3 protein-coding genes and 1 pseudogene are annotated in these 3,105 nt (G+C 70.2%); 2 read left to right on the top strand and 2 right to left on the bottom strand.

The genetic code is table 11. The annotated features are described in order from the left end of the window. Both ACY34I_RS40245 and ACY34I_RS40240 read right to left on the bottom strand, forming a co-directional pair. Window positions 1-258: pseudogene (locus tag ACY34I_RS40245) on the bottom strand (transcription termination factor Rho); the annotation flags it as partial. A gap of 828 nt (window positions 259-1,086) precedes the next feature. Beyond that, window positions 1,087-1,632, bottom strand: coding sequence for an SH3 domain-containing protein (locus ACY34I_RS40240; RefSeq protein ID WP_462760783.1), 546 nt, complete (start codon window positions 1,630-1,632; stop codon window positions 1,087-1,089). Window positions 1,633-1,723: 91 nt separating this feature from the next. Here ACY34I_RS40240 and ACY34I_RS40235 point away from each other — a divergent pair, with 91 nt between their 5' ends. Beyond that, window positions 1,724-1,918 (top strand): helix-turn-helix domain-containing protein, encoded by a 195-nt coding sequence (locus tag ACY34I_RS40235; RefSeq protein ID WP_462760781.1) that lies wholly within the window; start codon window positions 1,724-1,726, stop codon window positions 1,916-1,918. Between the two features lie 266 nt (window positions 1,919-2,184). Beyond that, window positions 2,185-3,105: RNA-guided endonuclease InsQ/TnpB family protein (locus ACY34I_RS40230; protein WP_462760779.1), on the top strand; the 921-nt coding region annotated here is incomplete at its 3' end.

The following is a 3,105-nucleotide window of genomic DNA, read 5'->3' as shown; positions in this document are numbered from 1 at the left end:
GCGCTTCGCCTCATCCGGCTCCATCCCGTTGATGGCGTCCAGCCGGACCAGCGGGGCATGCCGGCCCCGGTGCGGCGCGACGGTGACTGCGCCGGTGACGAGGTCACCGCGACGCAGGCCGTGCCGGCGCAGCTGGGCGGCGGTGACGTACGCGTCGGCGGCGGAGGGCAGGTAGCCGTCGACCCGAAGTAGGGCATGGTCGTCGACGGTGTCGAGGATGCCGCTGACCGGGAGCGGCGAGGGTGACTGGGTGTTCATCGGGCGCCTTTCGTGTGAGGTATCGTCGCCGGCCGGCGATTGGCGGAGACGGGCTGGAGCGGCAGGTTTCTGGAGCGCCGGTGCCATTGACCGGGCCGAGACATCCGGGCCCGGCCGGTGGTGAGGACGACCAGCCGGGAGCGGGAGTGGGTGCCGTACGGAGGGAGCGGGCCGGCGGACGCTGGCGCGAGCGGTCCGTCCGGCCCTACCTGGTCGTCACCTCGGCGGCGCCCGCGTTCGATTGCCGGCCCTACTTCGCCCGCCGCTGAGCGACGAGTCGCTGGATGCTGCCCGTACGGCAGCGGCTCCAGGAATTTGGGCCGAGGCGTGCGCAGTGTGGCGGGCGGTGTGCCGGCCGGAAGTGCGGGAATCGGGCTCCGGGTGGCGCTGCGCGCCGGCATCCGGACCCATCGGGAGGGTAACTCAGTGCCACCGGGAAGGGCAAGCAGGCGGTCCCAGGCGGACGCTCGCTGCTGCACCGGAGGCGTCGACAAGGGGGGCACGTCGTCCACCGGCGATACGGGTCAGGCGCGCCGGGCGTCCATCGATCCGTGGATCCGCGCCCACAACGGATGGGCGCTCGCCGTCGGGTCACGGGTTGCCCGCGGCGTCCCGGTGTCTCACGTGGGGCGGGCGGCGGGAAGTCCCGCCGCCCGTCCACCGGTCAGAAGTTCGGCCAGCTCCAGCCGAGGTAGTTGGCGTAGTAGGGCAGCCGAGCCGATCCGCCCGTTCACGCTGGTCGCCACGAAGCTGCCGTCGCCCCGGGAGATGCCGACATGCCGTACGGGTAGCTGATGTTCCAGAAGACCAGGGCGCCGCGGGGCGCGTTCAGGTCGCCCCGGGGGCGGTGCCCCGGGCGACCGCGTCGTTCCAGTCCGCCATCGCAGAGGCGTAGACGCCGGTCCGGCCGTACGGGTTCTCGGCTGCCATCTCGCAGTAGCCCTCGTACGCGGTGGACCCGAACCGGGCTTCGTACCAGGCCACCGCGTTGTCCGCCCGACTGCTGGAGCAGCTCGGCGCGACCTGGCCGTTGCTGCCGGTGTAGACGAATCCGTCGGAGACGTAACCGCCGTTGTCCAGCCGATCCCAGATGTTCGTGGGGCCCCAGTTGCCGTTGATCCACTCACCGGTCGTCTGGCAGGTGATGTTGACCGCGGCGCCGTTGGCCACGCTGCCTACGACCGAGTAACCGGTGCCCGGACCGGAGCGGACGTAGAGGCCACCGGATGCCTGGACGGTGCCGGTGGCGGCGAGCGCGGGCGACGCCAGGCCGAGCGTGGTGGCGGTGGTGACGACCAGTGCCAGGACGGCGCGGACGAACCAACGGGTGGTACCCGGTCTCCGCTTTGCAGCAGGGTCATGCCCTTCCCCCAAATCTATCGATTCCTGTATAACGTGCCTGTTCGCCGAGGATCGGGGACGGGTCGCCGGTTGGCGAGGTAGGCAACGGCCGGGGAGGTCTGACATGCGGGCGGCACAGGCGCGTGAGGTGATCGGGTCGCGGATGCGGGAGCTACGCGAGTCGGCGGAAACGTCCCTGACCCGGGCTGCGGACCTGTCCGGGTGGGGCAAGGGGCACCTGTCCCGGGTGGAGCGGGGGCTGACCAAGCCCAGCCGGAGCCTGGTGGAGTGGTACGACGCGGCGTTCGGGGCGGGCTAGGCCCTGCTCGTGCAGTTCCTCGACCTGGAGGCGGCGGTCCGGGTCGGCCGGGAGACGTCGTTGCGGGACGCCCGGCGCCACCGTGCCGGCGGGACCGCCTGCTACCCCACGGTGGCCGGGGGCAGCGTGCCGGTCGACCACGACCCGGCCGACTGCTGTCTGCTCATCGGATTTGCGGCGTGGAAACCCGGCCGTTCAGGGCCGGGAGGAAACGCCGCCCCCTTCCCTTGGGATGAGTGTCGTATATGGACGGTAACTTGTGAGGTGTGGGTGGGGTGGTGAAGCGGGCGTACAAGTACCGCTTCTATCCATCTCCTGAGCAGGCTGAGCTGTTGAACCGGACGTTCGGGTGTGTGCGTGTGGTCTACAACCGGGCGTTGGAAGCGCGCACCCGGGCGTGGGCGGTCGACCGCCGGCGCACCACATATGTGCAGTCGTCGGGGTGGCTGACGGAGTGGAAACGCACCGATGAGCTGGCGTTCTTGAACGAGGTCAGTTCGGTGCCGTTGCAGCAGACGTTGCGCCATTTGCAGGCCGGGTTTGTGGCGTTCTGGGACAAGCGGTCCCGGTATCCGCGGTTCAAGTCCAAGCGCAAGTCGCGGGCGTCGGCGGAGTACACCCGCTCCGCGTTCCGGTGGCGTGACGGCCGGCTCACCCTGGCCAAGATGAACACCCCGCTGAACATCGTCTGGTCCCGGCCCCTGCCCGAAGGGGCGGAACCGTCCACGGTCACGGTGTCTCGGGATGCTGCGGGCCGCTGGTTCGTGTCCCTGCTGGTCGAGGACCCGACGGTGCAGCCCCTGCCGCCGGTTGCGGCCGAGGTGGGTGTGGATGCGGGTATCACCAGTCTGCTCACCCTGTCCCGTCCGATGCTCGGGGTGAGCGATGAGCAGGGGAAGGTGGCCAATCCGCGTTACGGGCAGGCTGACCGGCGGAAGCTGGCCAAGGCGCAGCGGAACCTGGCCCGCAAACAGAAAGGGTCCGCGAACCGGGCGAAGGCCCGAATGAAGGTGGCCCGGATCCATGCCCGTATCGCCGACCGGCGGCGGGACCACCTGCACAAGCTGACCAGTCGACTCGTCCGTGAGACCCAAACGGTCGCGATCGAAGACCTCAGCGTGCGCAACATGCTCCGCAACCGGCGTCTGGCCCGCGTCATCTCTGACGCCGCCTGGGGCCAGTTCCGC

The sequence above is a fragment of the Micromonospora sp. RTBAU3-60 genome, from assembly GCF_054963695.1.
Note: the sequence above shows the minus strand (reverse complement) of the source record. Positions and strands in the feature narration are given on the sequence as shown.